The organism is Streptomyces sp. NPDC002057 (assembly GCF_040296665.1).
Classification (GTDB): domain Bacteria; phylum Actinomycetota; class Actinomycetes; order Streptomycetales; family Streptomycetaceae; genus Streptomyces.
Map to the genome: position 1 here is coordinate 240,424 of NZ_JBEOXR010000005.1, position 22,562 is coordinate 262,985.

General features: G+C 72.9%; 18 protein-coding genes. 12 read left to right on the plus strand and 6 right to left on the minus strand.

Annotated features, from left to right (window positions below; genetic code table 11):
• Position 1: 1 nt before the first annotated feature.
• Complete coding sequence (locus tag ABT129_RS06975) at positions 2–490, minus strand: ATP-binding protein (RefSeq protein WP_351897544.1); 489 nt, start codon at positions 488–490, stop codon at positions 2–4.
• 103 nt (positions 491–593) lie between these two features.
• Between ABT129_RS06975 and ABT129_RS06980 the strand changes: the two genes are divergently transcribed.
• Both ABT129_RS06980 and ABT129_RS06985 read left to right on the plus strand, forming a co-directional pair.
• Entirely contained in the window at positions 594–1,463 is an 870-nt protein-coding gene (locus tag ABT129_RS06980; protein ID WP_351897545.1) for a helix-turn-helix domain-containing protein, read from the plus strand.
• Positions 1,460–1,648, plus strand: a complete 189-nt coding sequence (locus ABT129_RS06985) for a DUF397 domain-containing protein (protein WP_351897548.1) — start codon at positions 1,460–1,462, stop codon at positions 1,646–1,648. Before ABT129_RS06980 ends, ABT129_RS06985 begins: the two co-directional genes overlap by 4 nt.
• 22 nt (positions 1,649–1,670) lie before the next feature.
• Here ABT129_RS06985 and ABT129_RS06990 read toward each other — a convergent pair whose 3' ends face one another.
• Positions 1,671–3,203 carry an MFS transporter gene (locus ABT129_RS06990; protein WP_351897550.1) on the minus strand — a complete coding sequence of 511 codons (1,533 nt, stop codon included), beginning with the start codon at positions 3,201–3,203 and terminating at the stop codon, positions 1,671–1,673.
• A gap of 191 nt (positions 3,204–3,394) precedes the next feature.
• Here ABT129_RS06990 and ABT129_RS06995 point away from each other — a divergent pair, with 191 nt between their 5' ends.
• From ABT129_RS06995 to mfd, 3 genes are all read left to right on the plus strand, one after another.
• Complete coding sequence (locus ABT129_RS06995) at positions 3,395–4,183, plus strand: ABC transporter ATP-binding protein (protein ID WP_351897553.1); 789 nt, start codon at positions 3,395–3,397, stop codon at positions 4,181–4,183.
• Positions 4,180–6,750 carry an ABC transporter permease gene (locus ABT129_RS07000; RefSeq protein ID WP_351897555.1) on the plus strand — a complete coding sequence of 857 codons (2,571 nt, stop codon included), beginning with the start codon at positions 4,180–4,182 and terminating at the stop codon, positions 6,748–6,750. The genes ABT129_RS06995 and ABT129_RS07000 overlap by 4 nt, the downstream gene beginning before the upstream one ends.
• A gap of 386 nt (positions 6,751–7,136) precedes the next feature.
• Positions 7,137–10,676: a transcription-repair coupling factor gene (mfd, locus tag ABT129_RS07005; protein WP_351897557.1), complete on the plus strand. Its 3,540-nt coding sequence runs from the start codon at positions 7,137–7,139 to the stop codon at positions 10,674–10,676.
• A 67-nt stretch (positions 10,677–10,743) separates the two neighbouring features.
• Here mfd and ABT129_RS07010 read toward each other — a convergent pair whose 3' ends face one another.
• Positions 10,744–12,021, minus strand: coding sequence for an SGNH/GDSL hydrolase family protein (locus ABT129_RS07010; RefSeq protein ID WP_351897559.1), 1,278 nt, complete (start codon positions 12,019–12,021; stop codon positions 10,744–10,746).
• Between the two features lie 29 nt (positions 12,022–12,050).
• Positions 12,051–12,647: a TetR/AcrR family transcriptional regulator gene (locus tag ABT129_RS07015; RefSeq protein ID WP_351897561.1), complete on the minus strand. Its 597-nt coding sequence runs from the start codon at positions 12,645–12,647 to the stop codon at positions 12,051–12,053.
• A 128-nt stretch (positions 12,648–12,775) separates the two neighbouring features.
• Here ABT129_RS07015 and ABT129_RS07020 point away from each other — a divergent pair, with 128 nt between their 5' ends.
• From ABT129_RS07020 to ABT129_RS07030, 3 genes are all read left to right on the plus strand, one after another.
• Positions 12,776–13,630: an SCO6745 family protein gene (locus tag ABT129_RS07020; RefSeq protein ID WP_351897600.1), complete on the plus strand. Its 855-nt coding sequence runs from the start codon at positions 12,776–12,778 to the stop codon at positions 13,628–13,630.
• 87 nt (positions 13,631–13,717) lie between these two features.
• A complete protein-coding gene (locus ABT129_RS07025; RefSeq protein WP_351897564.1) occupies positions 13,718–14,398 on the plus strand; it encodes an HNH endonuclease family protein in 681 nt (226 codons plus the stop codon).
• 63 nt (positions 14,399–14,461) lie between these two features.
• The gene (locus ABT129_RS07030; protein ID WP_351897566.1) at positions 14,462–15,208 is read left to right on the plus strand and encodes an N-acetyltransferase; all 747 of its coding nucleotides are present in this window, start codon (positions 14,462–14,464) and stop codon (positions 15,206–15,208) included.
• 157 nt (positions 15,209–15,365) lie between these two features.
• On the opposite strand, the gene ABT129_RS07035 is transcribed toward ABT129_RS07030, so the two are convergent.
• Both ABT129_RS07035 and ABT129_RS07040 read right to left on the minus strand, forming a co-directional pair.
• Complete coding sequence (locus ABT129_RS07035; RefSeq protein ID WP_351897568.1) at positions 15,366–16,148, minus strand: hypothetical protein; 783 nt, start codon at positions 16,146–16,148, stop codon at positions 15,366–15,368.
• Positions 16,149–16,249: 101 nt separating this feature from the next.
• Positions 16,250–17,047 carry a DUF4352 domain-containing protein gene (locus ABT129_RS07040; protein WP_351897570.1) on the minus strand — a complete coding sequence of 266 codons (798 nt, stop codon included), beginning with the start codon at positions 17,045–17,047 and terminating at the stop codon, positions 16,250–16,252.
• Between the two features lie 288 nt (positions 17,048–17,335).
• Between ABT129_RS07040 and ABT129_RS07045 the strand changes: the two genes are divergently transcribed.
• From ABT129_RS07045 to ABT129_RS07060, 4 genes are all read left to right on the plus strand, one after another.
• Entirely contained in the window at positions 17,336–19,489 is a 2,154-nt protein-coding gene (locus ABT129_RS07045) for an N-6 DNA methylase (protein WP_351897602.1), read from the plus strand.
• A 184-nt stretch (positions 19,490–19,673) separates the two neighbouring features.
• A complete protein-coding gene (locus ABT129_RS07050; protein ID WP_351897572.1) occupies positions 19,674–20,234 on the plus strand; it encodes a hypothetical protein in 561 nt (186 codons plus the stop codon).
• Positions 20,231–21,877 (plus strand): serine/threonine-protein kinase, encoded by a 1,647-nt coding sequence (locus ABT129_RS07055; RefSeq protein WP_351897573.1) that lies wholly within the window; start codon positions 20,231–20,233, stop codon positions 21,875–21,877. The genes ABT129_RS07050 and ABT129_RS07055 overlap by 4 nt, the downstream gene beginning before the upstream one ends.
• 165 nt (positions 21,878–22,042) lie before the next feature.
• Positions 22,043–22,423, plus strand: a complete 381-nt coding sequence (locus tag ABT129_RS07060) for an LppU/SCO3897 family protein (protein ID WP_351897575.1) — start codon at positions 22,043–22,045, stop codon at positions 22,421–22,423.
• Positions 22,424–22,562: the final 139 nt, after the last annotated feature.

A 22,562-nucleotide genomic window follows, 5' to 3' on the forward strand; every position in this document is an offset into this window, starting at 1 on the left:
CTCAGGCGAGGGCGCACTCCGCCCAGACCGTCTTGCCCGGGGCCCCCGGCCTCGGGCACCAGCCCCAGCGCTCGGCGAGGGCCTCGACGAGCAGCAGCCCCCGGCCCCCGTCCGCGAGTTCCGGACCGGGGCCGGGGAGCCTTCCCGGCCGGAGCGGTACGCGCTCGGCGCGGGTGTCGCTCACCTCGATCCGCGCGACGGGCCGGGGCGCGTCCGTGACCCGCAGGAGCAGCCGGAAGTCCCGCCCCGGCACGTGCCCGTGCCGTACCGCGTTCGTCGCCAGCTCGGCCGCGACCAGCACGACGGTCTCGTGCGCCGCACTCCCGTACGGGACACCCCACTCGTCCAGCCGGACGGCGACGAGCCGCCGCGCGAGCCGGGCACCCCGGGCGGTCGAGGTGAAGCGGAGGGTGAAGACCCGCCGGTCCAAGTAAGGGGAGACACCACCGAGTTGGGTGGTGTCCGTGGGGCTGAGGTTGTCACTCGTCATGCCCTCCAAGCTCCTCTTGGTGGCGTAGCGTGACCAGTGGTGACGCGCTGACGCGATGGCCTTGTACGTGGTGCGTCGGCGCAGGTACGAGAGGTGGGGTGCGATGGCGGAGGAGCAGCCGGTCGAGGCGCCGGAGTCCGGACCCGAGGGGGACGCGGGCCAGACGGCGGACAAGTCCGGGCAGGGCGTCGTGGCGGCCTTCGGGCAGAGCCTGAAGACGCTGCGGACGCGGGCGGGGATGGAACGGGAGGAGTTCGGCAAGCGGCTGGGCTACTCGGCGTCGACCATCGCCTCGTTCGAGCAGGGCCGGAGGATCCCGCCCCCGCGCGCGATCGACCGGTCGGACGAGGTGCTGGACGCGGGCGGACTGCTGAAGGTCTGGAAGGACCAGCTGGAGAGGGCGCAGTACCCGGCGTTCTTCCAGGGGATGGCGCAGCTGGAGAAGCAGGCGATAGAGCTGCTGGCGTACGACACGATGGTGATTAAGGGGTTGCTCCAGACCGAGGAGTACATGAGGGCACTCCTGGCCATGAGACGGCCGCCGCTGGACGACGAGACGATCGAGCAGCGAGTGACGGCCCGATTGGCGCGGCAGGACATCTTCGACCGGCGCCCCGCACCTCTGCTGAGCTTCGTCATGGACGAGTCCGTACTGCGGCATCGATATGGAGGGAAGGGCGTCCTTCGGGGGCAGTTGGAACACCTGCTCCTGATCGGCCAACGGCGGAACGTCGAGTTGCAGGTCATGCCGACCGACTGCGAGGACAACGCGGGCGTGAACGGCCCGTTCACGGTCGTGACCCGCAAGGACGGGAAGAAGTTTCTCTACGTCGAGGCTCAGAACACCAGCTCACTGGCGACCGACCCGGAACAGACCGTTCTCGCTGCGGCCCGCTATGGGATCATCCGGTCGCAGGCTCTCACCCCGCGAGAGTCTCTGGATTTCATCGAGAAGTTGCTGGGAGAGCTATGAACAACACGGAGTCGCTCGACTGGTTCAAGAGCAGCTACAGCGGCACCGAGGGCGGCGATTGCGTCGAGGTCGCCACCGTCGCGGGAGCCGTGCACGTCCGGGACTCCAAGGACGTGGCCCGGCCGGCCCTCCGGGTCTCGCGCGACGCGTGGGCCGGGTTCGTCGGGCTCGCCTCGGCGGAGTAGTACAACCGCGTTCTGTACGCGGTCAGTCCTCGTCCCCCGCCGCTTCCTTCAGGACCGGGAAGCGGCGGGGCGCGAGGGTGAGCAGGACCAGCAGGGCCAGCGCGGCGGCGCCCGCCGCGCCCATGAAGACGTAGTCGACCGCCGTGTCGACCGCCCGCCGCAGGTGGTCCGTGGCCTCCGCCGTGAGGGAGCCGGGGGAGTCCAGGGAGCGGGCCAGGGCGTCCAGGTCGCCGCTGCCGCCGAGACGGGCGGCGAGGACGCCGTTGGCCACGGCGCCGAAGACCGCCGCGCCCACGCTCTGGCCGACCTGGCGGCAGAACAGTACGGACGCGGTGGTCGTGCCCCGCTCCTCGTAGGGGACGGTCGACTGGACGCCGACGATCAGCGGCAGCTGGAAGAGGCCGAGGGCCGCGCCGAGGAGCAGCATCAGGAGCGCGGGCTGCCAGGGTTCGCCGGGGAACGGCAGGAGCGGGAAGGCGAGCAGCAGGAGCAGCGCCAGCGAGATGCCGATGACGGCCGTCAGGCGGAAGCCGACGCGGCTGTAGACCCGGTTCGAGAACGCGGCGCTGATCGGCCAGCTCAGGGTCATCACCGAGAGCACGAACCCGGCGGCGATCGGTCCGAGGCCGAGGACGGACTGGGCGTACGTCGGCAGGAAGACGGTCGGCGCGACCATGAGCAGGCCGAGGGCGCCGAGGGCGAGGTTGACGGCGGAGATCGTGCGGCGGCGCCAGACCCAGCCGGGGATGATCGGTTCCGCCGCCCGCCGTTCGATGACCACGGTCAGGGCGCCGAGGGCGGCCGACCCGCCGAGCAGACCGAGGGACGGGGCGGAGAGCCAGGGCCAGGCGACGCCGCCCTGGACGAGCGCGGTGAGGAGCAGCGCGCCCGTCGCGAAGATCGCGAGGGCTCCCGCCCAGTCGATGCGCACGGGCGGGCGGGGCGTGGTGCGGGCCGGTTCGACCAGGTGGCGCCAGATCAGCCAGAGGGCGACGAGGCCGATCGGCAGGTTGATCAGGAAGATCCAGCGCCAGTCGGCGTACCCCGCGAGGAGGCCGCCGGCGGCCGGGCCCGCGACCGAGGAGGCGGCCCAGACGGAGGAGAGCCTCGCCTGGATCCTGGGGCGCTCCTTCAGCGGGTACAGGTCGGCGGCGATCGTCTGGATGGTGCCCTGGAGGGCGCCGCCGCCGAGGCCCTGGACGACGCGGAAGGCGATGAGGCTGGCCATGTTCCAGGCGGCCGCGCAGAGCAGGGAGCCGATGAGGAAGAGGACGACGCCGGCGATGAGGACGGGTCGGCGTCCGTAGGTGTCGCTGAGTTTCCCGTACACCGGCAGGGTGACGGTCACGGCGAGCAGGTAGCCGCTGAACAGCCAGGAGAAGACGGCGAGTCCGCCGAGGTCGCCGACGATCTGGGGGACGGCGGTGGACACGATGGTGCCGTCGACGGCGGCGAGTCCCATGCCGAGCATGAGCGCGAGGACGACGGGGCGGCGGCGGTCGGGCCCGGTGCTCCGGCCCGGCTTCGCGACCCCCTTCACGTGCGGCTCGGTCACCCCGTCATTCCTTTCTTCGTACACCTAAATGTGCGGGGTCAGGGTCCCACCAAGACCAGGGGCGGAGGAACCCCTAGGGGCGCCTCCCCCATACGGGCCAGGGGTTGTTCGTCCCGGCGGAGGAGGAGAACGGCCGTGCCCGGTCCTTAACTTGAACCTACAAACCCACCCACTGCTCCGAGGAGAGAACCGTGACCACGGCTGTGACCATCCCCAGGCACGGGGGTACTGGAGGGCGTACGGCCGTCGCCGCGCGGGCGCGTCAGGTCGTCAAGGCGTACGGCTCGGGGGAGACCCGGGTCGTCGCACTGGACTCCGTCGACGTCGACATCGCCCGCGGCCAGTTCACCGCGATCATGGGACCCTCGGGTTCCGGCAAGTCGACCCTGATGCACTGCCTCGCCGGGCTCGACACCGTCACCAGCGGGGAGATCTTCCTCGACGAGACGGAGATCACCCGGCTCAAGGACAAGAAGCTCACCCAACTGCGCCGGGACCGGATCGGCTTCATCTTCCAGGCGTTCAACCTGCTGCCCACCCTGAGCGCGATCGAGAACATCACGCTCCCCATGGACATCGCGGGCCGCAAGCCGGACGCCGAGTGGCTGCGCCGGGTCGTCGACACCGTGGGCCTCTCCGACCGCCTCAAGCACCGGCCGAACGAGCTCTCCGGCGGCCAGCAGCAGCGCGTGGCCGTGGCCCGCGCGCTCGCCGCCCGGCCCGAGATCATCTTCGGTGACGAGCCGACCGGAAACCTGGACTCCCGCGCGGGCGCCGAGGTCCTCGGCTTCCTCCGCACCTCGGTCGACGAGCTGGGCCAGACGATCGTCATGGTCACCCACGACCCGGTCGCCGCCTCCTACGCGGACCGGGTCCTCTACCTCGCCGACGGGCGGATCGTGGACGAGATGCTCCGGCCCACCGCCGACGCCGTCCTCGACCGCATGAAGGACTTCGACGCGCGCGGGCGGACGTCATGAGTGTCCTGAAGACCTCGCTGCGCAACTTCTTCGCGCACAAGGGCCGGATGGCGCTCTCCGCCGTCGCCGTCCTGCTCTCCGTCGCCTTCGTCAGCGGGACGCTCGTCTTCACCGACACCATGAACACGACGTTCGACAAGCTCTTCGCGTCGACCGCCTCCGACGTCACCGTCAGCCCCAAGGACACCGACCCGGGCGACGCGCCCCAGGGCGGCCGCCCCGAGGCCTTCCCCGCCTCGCTGGTCGAGCGGGTCCGGAAGACCGAGGGCGTCCAGGCCGCGCAGGGCGCGGTCGTCTCCACCGGCGTCACCGTCGTCGACGCGAAGAACAAGAACGTCGGGCCCACCAGCGGCGCCCCGACGATCGCCGTCAACTGGAGCGCCAACGAGCTGCGTTCCGTCGACATCGCCTCCGGCCACGAGCCCCGCGGCCCCACCGACGTGCTGGTCGACGGCGCCACCGCCGAGAAGCACGGCCTGAAGATCGGCGACGAACTCCGCACCATCTCCGTCACCGGCGACTTCACCGCGAAGATCTCCGGCACCGTCGAGTTCAAGGTGACCAACCCGGGCGCCACCATCGTCTACTTCGACACCGCCACCGCCCAGCGTGAACTCCTCGGCAAGGAAGGCCTGTTCACCCAGATCACGGCCGACGCGAAGGAAGGGGTGAACGACGACGACCTGAAGAGGAACATCGCCGCCTCGATCGGCGCCGGCTACACGCTCCAGACCGCCGCCGAGGCCGCCGACGCCGGCCGCGAGGACGTCGCGGGCTTCCTCGACGTCATGAAGTACGCGATGCTCGGCTTCGCCTTCATCGCCTTCCTCGTCGGCATCTTCCTCATCGTCAACACCTTCTCGATGCTGGTCGCCCAGCGCACCCGCGAGATCGGCCTCATGCGGGCCATCGGCTCCAGCCGCAAGCAGGTCAACCGCTCCGTCCTCGTCGAGGCCCTGCTCCTGGGCCTCTTCGGCTCGATCGCCGGTGTCGCCGCGGGCGTCGGCCTCGCCGTCGGACTCATGAAGCTCATGTCCGCGGTCGGCATGGAACTCTCCACCCGCGACCTCACCGTCGCGTGGACGACCCCGGCCGTCGGTCTCGCCCTCGGCATCGTCGTCACCGTCCTCGCCGCCTACATCCCGGCCCGCCGCGCCGGGAAGGTCTCCCCGATGGCCGCACTCCGCGACGCGGGCACCCCCGCCGACGGCAGGGCCGGCCGGGTGCGCGGGGCGATCGGCCTCGTCCTCACCGCCGTCGGAGCCGCCGCCCTCGTGGCCGCCTCCCGCGCCGAGGAGGCCGCACCCGGCTCCCTCTGGCTCGGCGTCGGCGTCGTCCTCACCCTGCTCGGCTTCGTCGTCGTCGGCCCGCTCCTCGCGGGCGGGGTCGTCCGCGCCCTGGGCGTCGTCGTCCTGCGGATCTTCGGCCCGGTCGGGCGGATGGCCGAGCGCAACGCGCTGCGCAACCCGCGCCGCACCGGCGCCACCGCCGCCGCCCTGATGATCGGCCTCGCGCTCGTCGCCTGCCTGTCGGTGGTCGGCTCCTCGATGGTCGCCTCGGCCACCGACGAGCTCGACCGGTCCGTCGGCGCCGACTACATCGTGCAGTCCGGCACCGGGCAGCCGATCGTGCCGCAGGCCCAGACCGCCCTGGAGAAGACCCCGGGCCTGGACCACGTCACCGAGTACCGGTGGGTCGAGGCCACCGTCACCGACCCGAGCGGGAAGACCACGACGGCCGACCTGGCGGCCACCGAACCGACGTACATCGAGGACCTGCGCCGCGAGGTCACCGCCGGCACCCTCGCCGACGCCTACGGCAAGGGCGCGATGTCGGTCGGCAGCGACTACGCCACCGAGCACGGCGTGAAGGTCGGCGACGTCCTCACCGTCGCCTTCAAGGGCGGCGAGAAGGCGAAGCTGAAGGTCGCGGCGATCACCGCCGACACCGGGCAGGTCGACAACGGCGCGATGTACACCAACGTCACCACCGTCGCCGAGCACGTCCCCGCCGAGCGGATGCCGCAGAGCCTGCTCCTCCTCGCCTCCGCGAAGGACGGCCAGGAGACCCAGGTCTACGAGGCCCTCAAGAAGGCGCTGGCGCCGTACCCGCAGTACAAGGTGAGCAACCAGGCCGACTACAAGGAACAGCTCAAGGACCAGGTCGGCCAGCTGCTCAACATCGTGTACGGGCTCCTCGCCCTGGCGATCGTCGTCGCCATCCTGGGCGTCGTGAACACCCTGGCCCTCTCGGTGGTCGAGCGGACCCGGGAGATCGGCCTCATGCGCGCCATCGGCCTCTCCCGCCGCCAGCTGCGCCGCATGATCCGCCTCGAATCGGTGGTCATCGCCCTCTTCGGCGCCCTGCTCGGCCTCGGCCTGGGCATGGGCTGGGGCACGGCCGCGCAGAAGCTGCTCGCCCTGGAGGGTCTCGGCGTCCTGGAGATCCCCTGGCCGACGATCCTGACGGTCTTCGTCGGCTCGGCCTTCGTCGGCCTCTTCGCCGCCCTGGTCCCGGCCTTCCGGGCGGGCCGCATGAACGTCCTGAACGCGATCGCGAGCGAGTAGCCGCTCAGCGCCCGCGCGAGGGAACGGGGGAACGGGGGCGTGCGGCCCCGGCGGACCACACAGGTCCGCCGGGGCCGCACGGCTGTTCAGACGGTCAGCACGGGCACGTCGCGGGGGACGCGCTCGTCCCCGGTCACGAGCGTGAGCCCCTCGGCCCGCGCCCGGGCGATCGGTGTCCGGTCGAAGGGGGCGCGGTGGTGGGGCGGCCCGGCGGCCGGCTCCGTCCCCCTCCCGAGTGGCCCCTTTCCTTCGGGCGGGTGACAGTGGCACGTCGTAGGCTGGGGGGCGCACCGGGCGGCTGTACGCGCCCGGGACCACCCGGCCCGTGTCACGTGTCGGGCTGTTCGCGTTGCCCGCCCCCGTCACCCACCGGGATGGAAAGCTCCATGAGCCTGCACGGCCTGCTCGATGTAGTCGTTGAGGACACCGCCCTCGCCGAGGCGGTGAAGGCCGCCTCCGACGGGAACCGCCCGCACGTGGACCTGGTCGGCCCGGCCGCCGCGCGGCCCTTCGCCGTCGCCGCGCTCGCCCGCGACTCGGGGCGGCCCGTGCTCGCGGTGACCGCCACCGGCCGGGAGGCCGAGGACCTCGCCGCCGCGCTGCGGTCCCTGCTCGACCCGGACCGGGTCGTCGAGTACCCCTCCTGGGAGACGCTGCCGCACGAGCGGCTCTCGCCCCGCTCCGACACCGTCGGCCGCCGTCTCGCCGTGCTGCGCCGCCTCGCGCACCCGAGGGACGACGACCCGGCGGCCGGCCCGGTCAGCGTGGTCGTCGCACCCGTGCGTTCCGTGCTCCAGCCGCAGGTCAAGGGCCTCGGCGACCTGGAGCCCGTGGCCCTGCGCTCCGGCCAGACGGCGGATCTGAACGAGATCGTGGAGGGTCTGGCGGCCGCCGCGTACGCCCGCGTGGAGCTGGTCGAGAAGCGCGGTGAGTTCGCCGTCCGCGGCGGCATCCTCGACGTCTTCCCGCCGACCGAGGAGCACCCGCTCCGGATCGAGTTCTGGGGCGACGACGTCGAGGAGATCCGCTACTTCAAGGTCGCCGACCAGCGGTCCCTGGAAGTGGCGGAGCACGGACTGTGGGCGCCGCCCTGCCGCGAGCTGCTGCTGACCGACTCCGTACGGGAGCGGGCGGCGGCCCTCGCCGAGGAGCACCCGGAGCTCGGCGAGCTCCTCGGGAAGATCGCGGAGGGCATCGCCGTCGAGGGCATGGAGTCCCTCGCGCCGGTCCTCGTCGACGACATGGAGCTGCTGCTCGACGTACTGCCGAAGGGCGCGATGGCGGTCGTCTGCGACCCGGAGCGGGTGCGGACCCGGGCCTCGGACCTCGTCGCCACGAGCCAGGAGTTCCTCCAGGCCTCCTGGGCGGCCACGGCCGGCGGCGGCGAGGCCCCGATCGACGTGGGCGCGGCCTCCCTGTGGGGCATCGCGGACGTCCGGGACCGGGCGCGCGAGCTGGGCATGGCCTGGTGGTCGGTGTCGCCGTTCGCGGCGGACGCGACCGCCGACGACTCCGGCGCGGACACCCTCACCCTCGGGATGCGCGCCCCCGAGTCGTACCGGGGCGACACGGCCCGCGCGCTCGCCGACACCAAGGGGTGGCTGGCCGAGGGCTGGCGCACGGTCTACGTGACGGAGGCCCACGGCCCCGCCTCCCGCACGGCCGAGGTGCTCGGCGGCGAGGGCATCGCCGCCCGGCTCGACGCCGACCTGGCGGAGATCACCCCGTCGGTCGTGCACGTCGCCTGCGGCTCCATCGACTACGGCTTCGTCGACGCGGCGCTCAAGCTCGCCGTGCTGACCGAGACCGACCTGTCCGGCCAGAAGGCGGCCGGCAAGGACGGCCAGCGGATGCCGGCCAAGCGCCGGAAGACGATCGACCCGCTGACCCTGGAGGTCGGCGACTACATCGTGCACGAGCAGCACGGTGTCGGACGGTACGTGGAGATGGTCCAGCGGACCGTGCAGGGCGCCACCCGCGAGTACCTCCTCGTCGAGTACGCCCCCGCCAAGCGCGGCCAGCCCGGCGACCGGCTGTACATCCCGACCGACCAGCTGGAGCAGGTCACCAAGTACGTGGGCGGCGAGGCGCCGACCCTGCACCGGCTCGGCGGCGCGGACTGGACGAAGACGAAGGCGCGCGCGAAGAAGGCCGTCAAGGAGATCGCGGCCGACCTGATCAAGCTGTACTCGGCGCGGATGGCGGCCCCCGGCCACGCCTTCGGCCCCGACACCCCGTGGCAGCGGGAGCTGGAGGACGCCTTCCCGTACGTGGAGACGCCCGACCAGCTCTCCACGATCGCCGAGGTGAAGGAGGACATGGAGAAGACGGTTCCCATGGACCGTCTGATCTGCGGCGACGTCGGTTACGGCAAGACGGAGATCGCGGTGCGGGCGGCCTTCAAGGCGGTCCAGGACGGCAAGCAGGTCGCGGTCCTCGTCCCGACGACCCTCCTCGTGCAGCAGCACTTCGGGACCTTCTCCGAGCGCTACTCCCAGTTCCCCGTGAAGGTGCGGGCGCTGTCCCGCTTCCAGACCGACACCGAGTCCAAGGCGACCCTGGAGGGGCTGCGCGACGGCTCCGTCGACATCGTCATCGGCACCCACCGCCTCTTCTCCTCCGAGACGAAGTTCAAGGACCTGGGCCTGGTCATCGTCGACGAGGAGCAGCGGTTCGGCGTCGAGCACAAGGAGCAGCTGAAGAAGCTCCGCGCCAACGTCGACGTCCTCACCATGTCGGCCACCCCCATCCCCCGTACGCTCGAAATGGCGGTCACCGGCATCCGCGAGATGTCGACGATCACCACCCCGCCGGAGGAGCGCCACCCGGTCCTCACCTTCGTCGGACCGTACGAGGAGAAGCAGATCGGCGCCGCGATCCGGCGTGAACTCCTGCGCGAGGGCCAGGTCTTCTACATCCACAACCGGGTCGACTCGATCGACCGGGCGGCGGCCAGGCTGCGGGAGATCGTGCCGGAGGCCCGGATCGCCACGGCCCACGGCCAGATGAGCGAGAGCGCCCTGGAGCAGGTCGTCGTCGACTTCTGGGAGAAGAAGTTCGACGTCCTCGTCTCCACGACCATCGTCGAGTCCGGCATCGACATCTCCAACGCCAACACCCTCATCGTCGAGCGCGGCGACAACTTCGGTCTCTCGCAGCTCCACCAGCTGCGCGGCCGGGTCGGCCGAGGCCGTGAGCGGGGATACGCGTACTTCCTCTACCCGCCGGAGAAGCCGCTGACGGAGACCGCGCACGAGCGGCTCGCCACGATCGCCCAGCACACCGAGATGGGCGCCGGCATGTACGTGGCGATGAAGGACCTGGAGATCCGCGGCGCGGGCAACCTGCTCGGCGGCGAGCAGTCCGGGCACATCGCGGGCGTCGGCTTCGACCTGTACGTCCGGATGGTCGGCGAGGCGGTCGCGGACTACCGGGCGCAGATGGAGGGCGGCGCCGAGGAGGAGGTGCCCCTGGAGGTCAAGATCGAGCTTCCGGTCGACGCCCACATGCCGCACGACTACGCGCCCGGCGAGCGGCTCCGCCTCCAGGCCTACCGCTCGATCGCCTCGGCGAACTCGGAGGAGGACATCAGGGCCGTACGGGAGGAGCTCACCGACCGCTACGGCAAGCTGCCGGAGCCGGTCGAGAACCTCCTCCTCGTGGCGGGTCTGCGGATGCTGGCCCGCGCGTGCGGGGTCGGCGAGATCGTCCTCCAGGGTCCCAACATCCGCTTCGCCCCGGTGGAGTTGCGCGAGTCGCAGGAGCTGCGCCTGAAGCGGCTGTACCCGCGCACGGTCATCAAGCCGGCGGTGCACCAGATCCTGGTGCCGCGCCCGACGAGCGGCAAGATCGGCGGCAAGCCGGTGGTCGGCCGCGAACTGCTCGCCTGGACCGGGGAGTTCCTGACGACGATCCTCGGGTCGTGAGGCCGCCGGGTGGCGGCCGGTTCCGGGGAACCGGCCGCCACCCGGGGCCGGCCGGAGCCGGCTCGGGTCAGAGCTGGTCCAGGTCCAGCGCCTCCGCCATCGCGCGGTAGCCCGCGTCGTTCGGGTGGAGGCCGTCGCCCGAGTCGTACGCGGGGAGGATGCGGTCCGGGTCCGCCGGGTCGGCGACCGCGCGGTCGAGGTCGACGACCGCGTCGTACGCGCCCGAGGTGCGGATCCAGTGGTTGACGGCGTCCCGCTTGGCCTCGTTGGCCGGGGACGCGTAGAAGGAGCCCTTCACCGGGGTGAGGGTGGCGCCGATGACCTTGAGGCCCTTCGCGTGGGCCTGGCGGATGAGGGTGCGGTGGCCCTTGATCAGTTCGGCCGCCGAGACCTCGGGGGTGGGGGCGTCGGGGAACGACACCGTGCTGCCGCCGATGTCGTTGATGCCTTCGAGGATGACGACCGTGCGGACACCGCGCTCGTTCAGCACGTCCTCGCGGAAGCGGGTCAGGGCCTTCTCGCCCGCCCACGTGGTGTCGTTGACGACCTGGTTGCCGGCGATCCCGTGGTTGAGGACCGCGCGCGGCCGGCCGGACGCGGCCAGGCGCTCGGCGAGTTCGTCCGGGTAGCGGTTGTCCGCGTCCGTCGTGGCGCCCGTGCCGTCGGTGATCGAGTCGCCGAAGGTGACGACGCCGTCGCGGCGGCCCGTCTCACGGCCGCCGGTGACCTCGACGCCGGAGAGGAAGTACCAGGAGGTGCTGGTCTCGTCGAAGGCCGCGCCGGACACGTCGGCCCGGTGGTCGCCGTCGGCCCGGTAGCTGGTCGCCGAGGCGACGTGGTGGAAGGTGGCGGGGCCGGTCGCGCCCGCCAGGTAGAGGGTGACGGTCAGCGACTCGAAGGCCTTGACCGGCAACGCCGCACCGTCGCTGAGGAGGGTGCCGCCGACCGGGATCGTCGTGGACGGGCGGCCGTCGAAGCGCAGGGTGCGGACCGAGCCCGGCCGCACCGCGCCGCCCCCGGCGGTGCGGGCGACGGTCGCGCCGGTGACGCGCAGGGGCGTGGTGCCGTAACGGTTGCTCAGCTCGATCCGGGCCAGGGAGCCGGAGGCCGTGACGCGGACGGACTGCCGCACGGTGTGGTTGTCGAAGCCCCGCACCGACCAGTTGGGGGTGAGGGGCGCGGTCGCCGCCTGCGGCGAGGCGGCCCAGGCGCCGCGCCAGACGGACGCGGCCGAGGACGCCGACCCGGTGTGGCCGGCGGTGGCGACGGCGGACGGCCCTAAGGCGAGGGCGGCCGTGGTGAGCAGGGCGACGGCGGTACGGCGCGCGGTGTTCGAAGATCTCATGTCGTCCGTCAATGGCCGACCCGCGCGGGCTATTCCCGCCGACCCGGTTCCTCCCTTCCCGGCGAGGCGGGTCGCGCGGTGAAGAGCAGGCCGGTGAGGGAGCGGAAGTACTCCTCGGGGTCCCGGTCGCCCACCGCGCCCGTCACGTTGTGGGTGAGGAGCAGCGTCGCGAAGCCGTGGGCGAGGGACCAGGCGGCGATGCCCGCCGCGCGGGCGTCGGGGACGTCCGTCAGATCGGCGACGCCCGCGCGGAGTTCGGCGGAGGCGCGCTCCTTGGCGGCGAGGAGGTCCGGGTCGTCGGCGCGCAGCAGTTCCGGCTGGAACATGACCTGGAAGTGGGCGGGGTGCTCGACCGCGAAGCGGACGTACCGCACTCCGCGTTCGCTCAGCTCGGGCACGTCGGCGAGGGCCTCGGCGAGGAGTCCGTACCCCTCGGTGGCGAGGGCGGTGAGGAGCCCGGTGCGGTCCTTGAAGTGGTGGGCGGGCGCGGCGTGGGAGACGCCCGCGCGGCGGGCGAGGTCGCGCAGGCTCAGCGCCCCGGGGCCCTCGGCGGCGATGACGTCGAGGGCGGCGGCGAGGACGGCCTGCCGCAGGTCGCCGTGGTGGTAGGTGCTCCGGCTGGTCATGGGGGCAGCCTAGCCCCGATCTAGTCATTGACAAGTTAAGGGGCCCGGGCGCATCATCTAGGCAGTGACTAGATGAGGTGGACCGTCGAGGTGAGGAGCACACCGTGGAATCCGGACGCGTACGTCAGATGTGGCACCTGCTCGAACCCCTGCACGCCCTGCTCTACTACGCCCCCGAGGCCTTCGACGAGGCCGCGGCCCTCGGCTACGACACCTCCGAACGCTGGCCCTCCTACTTCGCCTGGCGCGCCGCGCCCCTCGGCGCCCCCGGCGCCGACCGGGTGACCGCCGCCTTCCACAGCTTCAGCCCCGCGATGGTCGCCCGGTACGTCCCCGAGGTCTGGGAGACCGCCACCCCGGCCGACGTCCTCGCCGCCCGGCTCCGCGCCGTCGACCGGACCTACCGGTCCGTCCTGGGCGAGGAGACCGTCGCGGGACCCGGACTCGCCGAGGCCGCCGCGCTGGCCCGGGCCGCCGCCGACGGGGCGACGCCCGCCCCCGGCCCCGTCGCCTCCCGTCCGCTCGCCGCCGCCAACGCCGCCCTGCCCCGGCCCGAGGTTCCGCACCTCGACCTCTGGCGGGCCGCGACGATCCTGCGCGAACACCGGGGCGACGGGCACCTCGCCGCCCTGGCCGACGCGGGCCTCGACCCGGTCGAGGCGCTCGTCTCCTTCGCCGCGATCGGCGCCGCGCCCGAGCCCGTCTTCGAGAGCCGCGGCTGGAGCGGCGAGGAGTGGGCCGCCGCGCGTGAACGCCTCACCGCCCGGGGGCTCCTGCGCCCGGACGGGTCCGCCACCGAGGCCGGCCGCGCCCTGCGCGCCGAGGTCGAGCGGCGTACGGACGAGCTGGCCGCCGCCCCCTGGGACGCCCTCGGACCCGACGGCACCGCCCGCCTCGCCGAGCTGCTCGGCGGCCCCTGGCTGGCCGCCATCGGCTCCGGCCTGCTGCCCTCCGAGAACACCCTCGGCATCGGCAAGGTCTGACACGGCGGGAGGGCGCGGGCCCTGGACCCGCCCGATTCCGGACCAAGGGGACGAAGGCCCCACCACCGTCAGGCCTAGGATTCCAGGGTGTTGACGCATCGAAGGACCCTGACCGCCTCGGCGCTCGCCGTCGCCGCACTCATAACCACCGCCTGCTCGCCCGGATCCGACACCCCGGGATCCGGCGGCGCCGGGAAGCCCGCCGCGCGCGGCACCGCCCTCGCGGCCGTGGACACGCTCACGGTCAAGGGCCGCGCCCCGAAGACCGGTTACGAGCGGGAGAAGTTCGGCCGCGCCTGGGCGGACGTCGACGGCAACGGCTGCGGCACCCGCGACGACATCCTCAAGCGCGACCTGACCGGCGTCCGGTTCACCGACGGCCGCTGCAAGGTCGCCTCCGGCACCCTCACCGACGACCCGTACACCGGCACCACCGTCGGCTACGTCCGGGGCCGCAGCAAGGTCGACATCGACCACGTCGTCGCGCTCTCCGACGCCTGGCAGAAGGGCGCGCAGAAGTGGGACCCGGGGACCCGGCGCCGCTTCGCCAACGACCCGCTCAACCTGCTCGCCGTCGACTCGTCCACCAACCGCCGCAAGTCCGACGGCGACGCGGCGACCTGGCTGCCGCCGAACAAGGGGTACCGCTGCGCGTACGTGGCCCGGCAGATCGCGGTGAAGAAGAAGTACCAGGTGTGGGTGACGGCCGGGGAGCGGGACGCGATGAAGCGGGTCCTCGCCACCTGCCCGCAGCAGAGACTTCCGTAGCGGAGGGCCGGGGCCGGTGAAAAACCGGTGGGGCGAACGGAAAATGATCTTTATCCTGCCGACATGGACCTGAACATATCGACCCTTGCCGAACGCCCCGAACTGGAAGGGCCGATGTGGGGCATGCGCGATCTCTGGCCCGAGTTCATGATGTACGACCCGGTGGGCTGGGCGAACATCGGCCGGATCGTGCGCGAGCTTCCGGAGTACGTCCTGGTCGGCACCGACGCCGGGGGCAAGGTCGTCGCCCGCGGCTTCAGCGTCCCCTTCCGCCTGGACGTGGACGGCCGCCGCGAACTGCCCGCCCGCGGCTGGGACGAGGTGCTGCTCTGGGCGTTCTCCGACCTGAAGCACGGCCGGGAGGCCGACACCGTCAGCGCCATCGAGATCACCGTCGACACGAGCGCCCTGGGGCAGGGCCTCTCGCACCGCATGCTGGCCGCCATGCGGGACAACGCCGCCCGGCGCGGATTCTCCGAACTGGTCGCCCCGGTCCGCCCCAACGGCAAGCACCTGGAGGCCGGCGCCTCCATCCACGAGTACGCCTTCCGTACCCGCGAGGCCGACGGGCTGCCGCACGACGCGTGGCTCCGTGTCCACGTCCGCGCGGGCGGCGTCATCGAGGCGGTGGCCCCGGCCTCGATGACCGTCTCCGGCTCCGTCGAGCAGTGGCGGAAGTGGACCGGCCTCCCCTTCGACACCGACGGCCCGGTCGAGGTCGAGGGCGCGCTCGTCCCCGTCCACTGCGAGGCCACGCGCGGCTACGCGGTCTACGTCGAGCCCAATGTGTGGGTCCGTCACCGCGTCTGACCGCGTCCGACCCACGTCCGACCCACGTCCGACCAGCGTCCGACTCGCGTCCGACCACGTCCGACCCGCGTCCGACCCGCGCCGCGAGCGCGCGGAAGAGGGTGGGGCCGCTCCCCCCGCGGCGGCCCCACCCTCTTCCTTGTCCCCCCCGGGGGGATCAGCCCAGGTCGACGATGTCCTTCTTCGCCGGGACCTTCGCGTCGACCGGCTTGTCGTACTCGGAGAAGACGACCGTCCCCGGCTCGTCACCGCCGGTCGTGACGATCTTCAGGAGGTACGGGGTCCCCTCCGTGGCCACGTAGGCCGTGTTCGTCTCGCCGTCGCCCGACTCCGTCAGCTTCAGCGCCTTCTGCTTGCCGACGGTGGTCTCCTCGCCCTTCACGGTGCCGGCCGCGCCCTGCTCGAAGTCGGCGAGCATCGCCTTCAGGTCGCAGAGCGCCACCATCTCCTTGGTGTCGGGCTCGGTCAGGGGCGACTTCGTCCAGCGGCCCTTGAGCTCCTTCAGCACCGCCTTCTGCGTCTCCGGCGTCTCGCCCTTGAGCTCCTCGCGCAGGAGCGCCTCGTCGAGCCGGAGGTAGGCGTTTTTGTCGTCGGCCTTGATCAGCTCGGCCGTTCCCGTCGCGCCGACGGTCAGCGTGCCGACGCAGTTCCCCCGGGTGTCGAGCGAGAGGTAGGCCTTCAGCGGCTCGCCCTCGGACGTCACGTCCACGTCCACGGTCAGGGACTTCGCCGCCTTCGTCGCCCCGATCGCCTTGTCGAGGATCTGCGAGCCGGTCAGCTCCCCGAAGGGGCCCTTCGCCTTCGCCTCGGCCTTCGGCTTCGTGTCCTCGCCGCCGGACGGTCCGCAGGCGGCGGCGCCGACGGCGACGGCGGCGCACAGCAGCGCGGCGGCGGCGGTGCGGAGGGAGCGGGGGGCCAGGGGACGGGTGTGGGCACGCATGGTGGTCTCTCCGAGGGATCCGGGAATGAGGTGCGGGGGAGTGCGGGTGGTGCGGGTGGTTCGGGGCGGGCGGGTCGTGTGGGGCGGGCGGGTGCGCCCGGTCAGCCGATCTTCAGCTCCCACTGCGAGGCGTTGTAGTCCCAGCCCGGGTTGACCTCGACGGTCAGGTTCTTGGCGTCCTTCGGGGTGTCGAAGACGAAGACCGCCGTGGCCTTCTTGCCGGGCAGGACGGTTCCCTCGAAGCCGGCGCCGGTCTTGTCGTCGAAGACCTGCTCGGCCGTGACGCTGTTCTTCCCGGCCCGCGCGCTCACGTTGGCCAGGGCGGTGTCGAACTTCGCCTTGCCGGCGTTCTCGATCACGACGGTCACCTGGTAGGCCTTGTTGCCCTTGGTGTGGCCGACCGCGTACTCACCGGGGGTGTACGGCTTCGGGTCCGAGACCGTGACCTGGAGGTCGTCGTCGTAGACCGAGGTGTCACCGTCCGCCAGGGACGTGCCCTTCTCCGCGGCCGGGGCCTTGGAGGAGTCCGCGGGGGCCTTGGCCGACGGGTCCTTCGGGGCCGAGTCCTTGATGGCCTTGTCGATCTCGTCGACCGCGTCGCTGACGGCCGTGAACGTGATGACCATGCCGACGACCGAGAGGACCAGGGCCGCGAGGCCCAGGATCGCGCCGGTGAGCGTCACTCCCTTGTTGTTCGCCTCGCCGCGCTTCACACGGCCCTTGCCGACCAGGCCCAGGATCAGGGCGATCAGACCGAGGATGCCGGCCAGCCAGAAGAGGAGCGGGATCAGGCCGGAGAGCGTGCCGATGATGCCGAGGATCAGGGCCGCCGTGCCGAGCCCGTTGCGCATCGGCGTGAGCGGGGCCGCGGTGGGCGGGACCTGCGTGTCGTACGACATGGGTGTGTCCTCCGGGACAGAGACGATGTCTGGCGCGATGGGTCAATCGAAGCAGAGCTTGTGAACCGAGTCAACACGGTTCACAAGAAACAGATCGACTCACGCTGTGAAGTGGTGCCGTGCGCGTTCGTCAGTAAGATCGGAGTCACACGAGGACGCGTCAGCGGGTGAGCCAGGGAGTTGGGTCGAGTGCCGGAGAGCGCAGCAGGGCAGAGCGCAGCAGGTGGTTCCACCGGGGCCGGGCCGAGCGGTGCGGAGCCGAGCGGTGCGGAGCCGGGCGCGGCCGAGGTGACCGCCGCCGGGATCGCCCGGCTCGCCGGGGTCGGCCGGGCGGCCGTCAGCAACTGGCGCCGCCGCCATCCCGACTTCCCCAAGCCCGTGGGCGGTACGGAGACCAGTCCGTCCTTCGCCCTCGCCGAGGTCGAGCGGTGGCTCCGCGACCAGGGCAAGCTCGCCGAGGTCCCGCTCCGCGAGCGCGTCTGGCAGCAGATCGCGGGCCATCCCGCCGGCGCGGTCACCGCGCTCGTGCACGCCGGGTGCGCCCTCCTTCTCGTCAGGGACCGGACGGCGGCCTGGCCGTCCCTGGCCGAGCTTCCGGACGCGCGGTTCGTGGAGGTCCTGCCGGTCGCCCTGGAGGAGACGCTCACCGAGCGCCTCGGCCCGGAGCGGGCCGTCCTCACCCCCACCGCGACCGCCCTGGCGCCCTCCCTGCCGCTGCTGCGGGGGACCGCCGACCTCGCGGCGGAGACGGGTGTCCGCGAGACCTTCGAGTTCCTCCTCGGCCGGCACCTCGACGCCAACCCGCGCCAGTACACGCTGACGCCGCCGGGCCCGGCGGCCCTCATGGCGGCACTGGCCGGAGCCGGAGCCCCCGCGGGGGACGAGGGCGGGGCCACCGGTGAGGACGGTGACGGAGACGTGAGCGGACCCGGTCCCGTCGACGCCCCCGCGCCCCTCACCGTCCTCGACCCCGCCTCCGGCACCGGCGGTCTGCTGAGCGCCGTCGGGCGGCCCGGCGCCGTCTGCGGACAGGACGCCGACCCCGACCTCGCCGCCCTGACCGCCCTGCGCCTGGCGCTCTCCACCGACGCCGACATCCGGGTCCGGTCCGGGGACAGCCTGCGCGCCGACGCCTTCCCGGCGCTCGCCGCCGACGTGGTCCTCTGCCACCCGCCGTTCAACGAGCGCAACTGGGGTCACGACGAGCTGGCCTACGACCCGCGCTGGGAGTACGGCTTCCCGGCGCGCACCGAGTCCGAACTCGCCTGGGTCCAGCACGCCCTGGCCCGGCTCCGCCCCGGCGGGACCGCCGTCCTCCTGATGCCGCCGGCCGCCGCGTCCCGCCGTTCGGGCCGCCGGATCCGGGCCGATCTGCTCCGCAGGGGCGCCCTGCGGGCGGTCGTCGCCCTGCCGGCCGGGGCCGCGCCCCCGTACGGCGTCCCGCTGCACCTGTGGGTGCTGCGCAGGCCGGTCCAGGGCGAGCGCCCCGTCGGTGAACTCCTCCTGGTCGACACCGCGTCCGAGCGCACCGGCCAGGGCCGGGACGGGCAGGGCAGGGACGGCCAGAGCAGGGACGGCCAGGGGCGTGACCGGCTCGACTGGTCGGCCGTCCGCACCGCCGTACTGGAGGCCTGGACGCCGTTCGACCGGGACGGGACCGCGACCGGGACGCAGGGCGCGAGCCGTTCCGTACCCGTCATCGAGCTTCTGGACGACGACGTCGACCTGGCCCCGGCCCGGCACCTGCCGCCGCCGGCCGCCGCCGAGGGCGCGGCCCAGCTGGCGGGGGTGAGGGAGCGCCTGACGGAGACCCTGCGCCGTACGCGGGAGCTGACCCCGCCGCCGGTGACCGACCCGGAGGGCGGCGTAGGCGCCGGCCGGCCCACCACGACCGTCGGCGAACTGGCCCGCGCCGGGGCCCTGTCGCTGCGCGCGGGCGGCGCGGGCACGGCCCCGGCCGACGCGCCGGTCGCCGTCCTCACCGACCACGACGTGCTGGCCGCGCAGCCGCCGTCGGGCTCGCTGCCCGACGGCCCGCCCGAGGAGCCGGTGCTCCTGGTCGCCGGTGACGTGGTCGTCCCGGTGCTGGGCGGCGGCGCGGCCGTCCGGGTCGTCGACGCGTCGGCCCAGGGCGCCGCGCTCGGCCGCAACCTCCAGCTGCTCCGGCCCGATCCGGCGGCCCTCGACCCCTGGTTCCTCGCGGGTTTCCTCCGGGCCACCGCCAACAACCGCCAGGCCAGCAGCTACGCCTCGACGGCGACCCGGCTGGACGTCCGCCGTCTCCAGATCCCGCGCCTCCCGCCGGCCGAGCAGCGCCGCTTCGGCGAGCGCTTCCGCGCCCTGGCCGCCTTCGAGGAGTCCCTGCGGCAGACCTCCCGCCTGGGCGACCAGCTGGTCCAGGGCCTCTACGACGGCCTCGCGGACGGCACGGTGGCGCCCTGACCCCACCCGGTCGACCCCTCGGGGGCACCGCCGGTCGCGCCCCCGGGGCCGCCCCGTCCGTCCCTCCGACTCCCCTCCCTCCGCCGCTCCGTTCGACAACGGTTCCGGGTATCCCGGAACCGTTGTCCGAATCCGTGTATACGCTCGTGCTCCGACCCGTTCCGTCCGACGCAGGAGCAGCAGGATGTACGGCCCTCCGCAGGCCCCGCAGGTTCCGCAGCCGCCGAAGAGCCCCGCCTCCGGCGGGCTGATCGCGCTGCGGGTGCTCCTGTCCGCCCTCGCCCTGCTCAGCTGCGGTTTCCTCGGCTGGGCGCCGCTGCTGCGGCTCGCGGTCGTCACCCGGCGGACGCGGGACTGGGTGCTGTGCGGCCTTGTCTTCCTCGCCTCGGCGGGGCTCTTCGCGTACGCGGCGGCCACCGGCGACGAGGAGACCGGGACCGCGGAGTCCTTCATCGGGATCGGCCTGATCGTGCTCCTGGTGGCCGGCCCCATCACGTACTACCTGGTCGCGGAGATCCGCCACTTCGAGCGGCAGCGCACCCGGCCGCCGCAGCAGCCCCTCGGGTACGGGTACGCCACCGCCGTCACGACGCCCAGCGGGCTCCCGCCCCGGAATCCCTACGCCACCGAGCCGCCGGCCGTCCCCGGCCCCGGCGCTCCCCGTATCGACCAGGTCCGCGCCGAGCTGGACGAGCTGAGCGACCTGCTGCGCAAGGAGCCCCGGGAAGGTGAAGGCGGCCGGTGAACGGACGTGTCATCGGCGGGCGTTACGAGCTCGCCACCGTCATCGGCCAGGGCGGCATGGGCCAGGTGTGGACGGCGTACGACGGACGGCTCGACCGCCGGGTCGCGGTGAAGCTGCTGCGGCCCGCGACCATGACCGGTCCGGCCACCGCCGCCGAGGAGCTGCGCCGCCGCTTCGTCCGGGAGTGCCGGGTGACCGCGCACGTCGACCACCCCGGTCTCGTCACCGTCCACGACGCGGGCAGCGACGGCGACGACCTGTACCTCGTCATGCAGCACGTGGAGGGCGCGGACCTCTCCGACCACCTCGCCGAGCACGAGCCGTACCCGTGGGAGTGGGCGGTCTGCGTGGCCGCGCAGCTGTGCGCGGTGCTCGCCGCCGTCCACGCGGTGCCGATCGTGCACCGCGACCTCAAGCCGCGGAACGTGATGGTCCGCCCCGACGGCTCGATGGTCGTCCTCGACCTCGGCGTCGCCTCCGTCCTCGACACCGACACCACCCGTCTCACCCAGACCGGTTCGCCCATCGGCAGCCCGGCCTACATGGCACCCGAGCAGGCCATGGGCGGCGCCGTCGGCCCTTCCACCGACCTGTACGCGCTCGGCGTGGTGCTCCACGAACTCCTCAGCGGCGACGTGCCGTTCTCCGGGTCCACGGCGCTCGGCGTCCTCCACCGGCACCTGTACGAGCCCCCCGTACCCCTCCGCCGGCAGCGGCCCGAGGTGCCCGAGGCCCTCGAAGCGCTCGTCCTCCGGCTGCTCGCCAAGGACCCGCGCGAGCGGCCCTCGGACGCGCACGAGGTGTACGAGCACCTGCTGCCGCTGCTCCCCGCGCGCGGCGCACCGGCGGGGCCGATGGACCCGACGCGGCCGTTCCTCCGCCCGCACGCGCCCTGGCCCGACCGCCCGGCGGCGGCCGTACCGACCGTCGCGCCGTCCTGGCCCGCGGCTCCCGCCGGTCCGGTCGCTCCGGCCGTTCCGGCGCAGGCTCCGCCCATGCCGCCCACCGCGCCCCGGACCGACCCGAGGGGGTCGTACCCGCCGGTCCCGGCCCCGGTCCCGGTTCCGGCCCCGTCCTCGCCCCCGGCCCGTCCCGACGTCGCCGCCGCCGTCGACGAGGTCAAGCGGCTGCTCGCGGAGGGCTCGCTCACCCAGGCCGTGGACATCCTCGGCGGCATCCTGCCCGCCGCCGCGGCCGAGCACGGCGAGCGGTCGCCCGTGGTCCGGATCCTGCGCAAGCAGTACGCGTCGACGCTGATGGACGACGGCCAGTACCGGCGCGCGCTGCCGGAGCTGCGGCGCCTGGCGGCGGACCGCGACGCGGAGGCGGGACCGGCGGATCCGCAGGCCGTGCAGTTCCGTCACGACATGGCGCTCTGCCTGGAGCAGCTCGGGGAGACGGCGGCGGCGCTCACGGAGTTCCGCGCGGTGCTGCCGTACTACGAGCGGGATCCGGCCCGTTCCTTCGACATCCGGCAGCGGATCGGGCTGCTCCTCGTGGCGACGGGCGAGCACCTGGCGGGTCAGGACCAGCTCCAGCGGCTGCTGTTCGACGCGGAGCGGGTGTACGGCCCGTACCACCCGCTTCCGGTGGAGCTGCGGCGCGTGCTCACCCACCAGCGACAGCTGGGCCCGCGTCCCTGACGGAGTCGGTCGCGTCCCTGGCGGGGCCCGACTCGCGTCCCTGACGGGACGACAGAATCACGACTCGGCATCTGATCGGTCATGACTTCTTAGTGATCCTGTTTGTCCTTTTTGGTGCATGTAGCGTTCGCGTCTGATCATGTCCACATCCCCAAGGAACCTCCCATGACGACGCCGTCCGCTCCCGTCACCCCCGAGCAGCCCGCCGCGCCCGCGAAGAAGGGCAGCCGCATCCTCAAGAAGGTCGGCGCTGTCGTCGTCGCGATCGCCGTCGCCCTCGCCGTGAAGCTCGGCCTGCCGCACCTCACCGGCGACGCCCCCGTGCACGCCAAGGCCGGCGAGTGCGTCACCGTGACGGGCCCCGACAACGACCCCAAGGTCGACACGACGGACTGCTCCTCGGGCAAGGCCGACCTCTTCAAGGTCGTGAAGGTCATCGACGGCACCTTCGACCTGGCCAAGTGCGGCACGGAGCTCTCGGCGCTCGCGCAGCAGCTGGACTCGGACAAGTTCGTCCTCTGCCTCGAAGAGGTCCCCGCGAAGTAGGACGCGCGCAGCGGTACGCGCGGAGACTCTCCGTCGCACGGGAAGGGCCGGAACCCCGGGGGGGCCGCCCCGGCCCGGCCCGGCCCCCCCCCCACAACCCCCGCGACGGCCCCAGAAAAACCACAAAAACAACAAAAGA

Coding starts and splice junctions, on each gene's coding strand:
- ABT129_RS06975 (WP_351897544.1), bottom strand. CDS start 490: ATGACGAGTGACAACCTCAGCCCCACGGACACCACCCAACTCGGTGGT.
- ABT129_RS06980 (WP_351897545.1), top strand. CDS start 594: ATGGCGGAGGAGCAGCCGGTCGAGGCGCCGGAGTCCGGACCCGAGGGG.
- ABT129_RS06985 (WP_351897548.1), top strand. CDS start 1,460: ATGAACAACACGGAGTCGCTCGACTGGTTCAAGAGCAGCTACAGCGGC.
- ABT129_RS07000 (WP_351897555.1), top strand. CDS start 4,180: ATGAGTGTCCTGAAGACCTCGCTGCGCAACTTCTTCGCGCACAAGGGC.
- mfd (WP_351897557.1), top strand. CDS start 7,137: ATGAGCCTGCACGGCCTGCTCGATGTAGTCGTTGAGGACACCGCCCTC.
- ABT129_RS07010 (WP_351897559.1), bottom strand. CDS start 12,021: ATGAGATCTTCGAACACCGCGCGCCGTACCGCCGTCGCCCTGCTCACC.
- ABT129_RS07015 (WP_351897561.1), bottom strand. CDS start 12,647: ATGACCAGCCGGAGCACCTACCACCACGGCGACCTGCGGCAGGCCGTC.
- ABT129_RS07020 (WP_351897600.1), top strand. CDS start 12,776: ATGTGGCACCTGCTCGAACCCCTGCACGCCCTGCTCTACTACGCCCCC.
- ABT129_RS07030 (WP_351897566.1), top strand. CDS start 14,462: ATGGACCTGAACATATCGACCCTTGCCGAACGCCCCGAACTGGAAGGG.
- ABT129_RS07035 (WP_351897568.1), bottom strand. CDS start 16,148: ATGCGTGCCCACACCCGTCCCCTGGCCCCCCGCTCCCTCCGCACCGCC.
- ABT129_RS07040 (WP_351897570.1), bottom strand. CDS start 17,047: ATGTCGTACGACACGCAGGTCCCGCCCACCGCGGCCCCGCTCACGCCG.
- ABT129_RS07050 (WP_351897572.1), top strand. CDS start 19,674: ATGTACGGCCCTCCGCAGGCCCCGCAGGTTCCGCAGCCGCCGAAGAGC.
- ABT129_RS07060 (WP_351897575.1), top strand. CDS start 22,043: ATGACGACGCCGTCCGCTCCCGTCACCCCCGAGCAGCCCGCCGCGCCC.